Genomic DNA, 2,580 nt, shown 5'->3' with positions numbered 1-2,580 from the left:
GGGTCACGTGGGCCGGGCCCGCCGACTGGCCCGCGACCCGGAGGCCCGCAAACGACGCGAGGCGGTGCTCGCGGTGCCCCGCCGGTTGACCGGTGTCGGCGCGGCGTTCGACGCGGCGTCCGCACTGATCGAGGCCGCCGAAGCGGAGGCCGAGGCGTCGGTCACCGAGGCCGACACGACCGAGCGGGCGGCACTGGAGACCGCGCTCGGCGCGGGCGGCACCGGCCGGGGCGCGGCCGGCGCCCTGCGAGGCGCTGCCGGGCAGCTCAAGGAGCTGGAGAAGCGGCAGAAGTCCCGGGCCACCCGGGCCCAGCGGGACGCACTGGACCGGGCGCTGGTCGACCTCGCGGGCTTCTACCGGGACGCGCTCACCATGGCGCTGCGCGCACCCGTCGCCCCGGTGCACACCGACACGGCCGCGCTCGCCGGTGCTGGCGCGCAGAAGTGGGACGCCGACGGGGCGCTGCGCCGGCTGGAGGCCGTGCTCGCCTGCCGTGCGGCGATCGAGGCGAACGTCAAGCCGCGGATCGCGGTCGAGGCGATGATGCTCGCCCTCTGGAAGGGCTGACCCGCACTTCCCGGCCGTTGTCCACAGGCATCGACAGGCCCGATTGCGGTGCGGTACGGTCCCTGTGCCGTGGTGACGGTGGCACCACACTGAGTGATGAATCACCCGGGAGGAGTCGGCCGATGCCGCGGGGGGAGATCGACGAGGCCTGGATCGAGGAAGCGGTGCGACGCTACCGCCGGATCGAGTCCCTCCAGGCCGAGTTCGACCAGGCGGTGTCGACCGTCGAAGTGACTGTCCGCTCGCCGGACGGCCTGGTCGAGGTGGTGGTCACCGCCGGTGGACGGATCACCGACGTCCGGTTCCTCGGGCCGCTGCACAGCCGCAGCCCGCGCGATGTTGCCGGTTCCGTTCAGGCTGCGGTCACCGCGGCGGCCGACGCCGCCGAATGGGCCCGGGAAAAGCTGCACAACGAGACGTTCGCCGCCTACCGACCGCTCGCGGGGGCCTGAGATGGACACACTGCGCGCGCTCTCCGCCCGACTGGACGAGGCGAGCGCCACGCTCACCGTCGTTTCGCACACCGTCACCGCCAGCGATCCGGCCCAGGCCGCGTTCGGCGCCGACGCACCGGGCCGCCCGGGCGAGATCGGTCGGGCGCTGCACCGGCAGTGGACCACCGCCACCGACGACCGGGCCCGGGAGGCCCGCGCAGCGGCCGGTCGACTGGCCGCCGCCGCGGCTGCCGTGCGGGAGGCCGCCGACCGCTACGCCGAGGTCGACCGGGCGGCCCGCCGCCGGCTCACCGGGGAACCGTGATGGACGCGCTGGACCGGCTCGCCGAGCCCGGCCTCGACCTGCTCCGCCGGGTGGACAGACTGATCGCGGCCGGTGTCCCCGAGGGGCACCGGGTCTGGCCGCTCCTGCGCCGCATGCAGGTGCTGCCGGGCGACGCGGTCCGCGGCTTCCTCGACCTGCACCCCGTGCCGCTCGCCAGTGCCGGCCACGCGGTGCGCCGGCTCGTCCGGGGGTACGACGACGTCTCCGCCGCGCTCACCGACCCGGTGCTCTGGTCCGGTCCGGCCGCCACGGCGTACGGGCAACAGCGGGCGGCGCTGCTGCGCCACCTCGACGAGGGGCCGGACAGCCTGGTCGGGCGACTCGAATCCACCGCCGGTTACGCCGACGCCCTCGCCGACTGGGTGGAGGGCAGCCGACTCGCGCTGGCCCGCACGTTGGCCGACGTGCTCCGCTCGGCCGAAGCGGTCGCCGTGGTCGCCGCCACCGCCACCGGTGCGTCGACCCGCCCCGGGCCGGTCGGGCCCGGTGTGGCCGACGCCGCCGAGATCGCCGCGCGGGTGCTGGCGGTGCTCTGCGTCGCGTACGACGGTGCGGAGACGCTGCTGCGTCAGTGGGGGCCGAGCCTGGCCGAGACCGCGTGGCGTCCGCCAACGGACGGGCGTCCCCACTACGACCAGCCCACCCGGGTCGGCTGGTAGCTGAGCCCGGCCCTCCGGCCGTGGCCGCGTCGCCCCGCCATTCGGTCTTCCGGCCGTGGTTGCGTCGCTCCGCCTCTCGGCCTCCGACCGTGACCGTTCTGCCTCGGACAGGCCACGGCGTCGCTCGCGGGCGCCTGACCTGAAGCCGGCGCCCACGGCGACGCCGTGGTCTTCCCCCTGCACCCCCCGCAGGTCTGCCTCCACTCAACGCCGCCGAGGCACGTCTTGTCTCCTGCCCGGCCCCGGATTCAACCGTCCGGGCGAGCAGCAATGGCACGACGGGACGCCAGGCAATAGGTCGAGTCGACGGTCATGAATGGCAGCGGGGCGTAGCCGGCCGGTGCGCCTTGCGCCGTGACCCGTCGTAGGGTGGGGGGATGGGCATGCTCTGCGCGGTCAGCTTCAACCGGTACGGGCGGCTCTACTACCTCGACCCGGGCGAGTTGCGTCCGCAGGTGGGCGACCGGGTGCTGGTGCCCACCGATGACGGGCCCGAGGTGGCGGAGTGCGTGTGGGCCGCGCAGTGGGTGACCGAGGAGACCGACGGCTTCCCTCGCCTGGTCGGGTTGGCCG

General features: G+C 75.1%; 3 protein-coding genes and 2 pseudogenes. All 5 read left to right on the top strand.

Annotated elements, in window-relative coordinates; translation table 11 throughout:
- Positions 1-568 (top strand): annotated as a pseudogene (locus ABZ749_RS33595) (DNA polymerase III subunit delta'); the annotation flags it as partial.
- A 122-nt stretch (positions 569-690) separates the two neighbouring features.
- The gene (locus tag ABZ749_RS33590; RefSeq protein WP_053659404.1) at positions 691-1,020 is read left to right on the top strand and encodes a YbaB/EbfC family nucleoid-associated protein; all 330 of its coding nucleotides are present in this window, start codon (positions 691-693) and stop codon (positions 1,018-1,020) included.
- Between the two features lies 1 nt (position 1,021).
- Complete coding sequence (locus ABZ749_RS33585; RefSeq protein ID WP_112725261.1) at positions 1,022-1,327, top strand: type VII secretion target; 306 nt, start codon at positions 1,022-1,024, stop codon at positions 1,325-1,327.
- Entirely contained in the window at positions 1,327-2,007 is a 681-nt protein-coding gene (locus tag ABZ749_RS33580) for a hypothetical protein (RefSeq protein ID WP_357235045.1), read from the top strand. The genes ABZ749_RS33585 and ABZ749_RS33580 overlap by 1 nt, the downstream gene beginning before the upstream one ends.
- A gap of 377 nt (positions 2,008-2,384) precedes the next feature.
- Positions 2,385-2,580, top strand: a pseudogene (locus ABZ749_RS33575) (regulatory iron-sulfur-containing complex subunit RicT); the annotation flags it as partial.

It is taken from the genome of Micromonospora sp. NPDC047753 (genome assembly GCF_040642735.1).
In the GTDB taxonomy this organism is placed as follows: domain Bacteria; phylum Actinomycetota; class Actinomycetes; order Mycobacteriales; family Micromonosporaceae; genus Micromonospora.
Note: the sequence above shows the minus strand (reverse complement) of the source record. Positions and strands in the feature narration are given on the sequence as shown.

Bases quoted from the DNA above. Each gene is read 5' to 3' on its own strand.
- ABZ749_RS33590 (WP_053659404.1), top strand. From the start codon at position 691: ATGCCGCGGGGGGAGATCGACGAGGCCTGGATCGAGGAAGCGGTGCGA.
- ABZ749_RS33585 (WP_112725261.1), top strand. From the start codon at position 1,022: ATGGACACACTGCGCGCGCTCTCCGCCCGACTGGACGAGGCGAGCGCC.
- ABZ749_RS33580 (WP_357235045.1), top strand. From the start codon at position 1,327: ATGGACGCGCTGGACCGGCTCGCCGAGCCCGGCCTCGACCTGCTCCGC.